Below are 294 nucleotides of genomic sequence, written 5' to 3'. Positions count from 1 at the left end.
CTCTCGGGTCGGCCCTGTCGCCGAGCCCTCCATGATATAGACCTTTCCATCCGGATTTAACTCCCTTACCATTTTTAAGACAGCCTTTGTAACGCGCCAGTCCGCCGTAACCCCATTGACCTCCTGATCCAGCAGTTCCCCTGTGGAATCCACAATCATCTGAACCAGATTGGGCTTCAGTACCACGGTCTGTCCGTTTTTGACAATGTCTTTTAAATCGGATGCAGCCGTCCTCACCATAGCCTCGATTTCCGATTCCGTAAGATCGGCCGCTTTTGCTTTCTGCGATTTGGC

At 51.7% G+C, this 294-nt stretch carries 1 pseudogene; it reads right to left on the bottom strand.

From position 1 onward, the window contains the following. A pseudogene (locus tag NE473_RS31735) lies at positions 1-294 on the bottom strand (DUF362 domain-containing protein); the annotation flags it as partial.

This window comes from Hungatella sp. SL.1.14 (genome assembly GCF_024460495.1).
Lineage (GTDB): Bacteria > Bacillota > Clostridia > Lachnospirales > Lachnospiraceae > Hungatella > Hungatella hathewayi.
The sequence above is the reverse complement of the archived record's forward strand: the minus strand, read 5'-3'. Positions and strand labels throughout refer to the sequence as shown.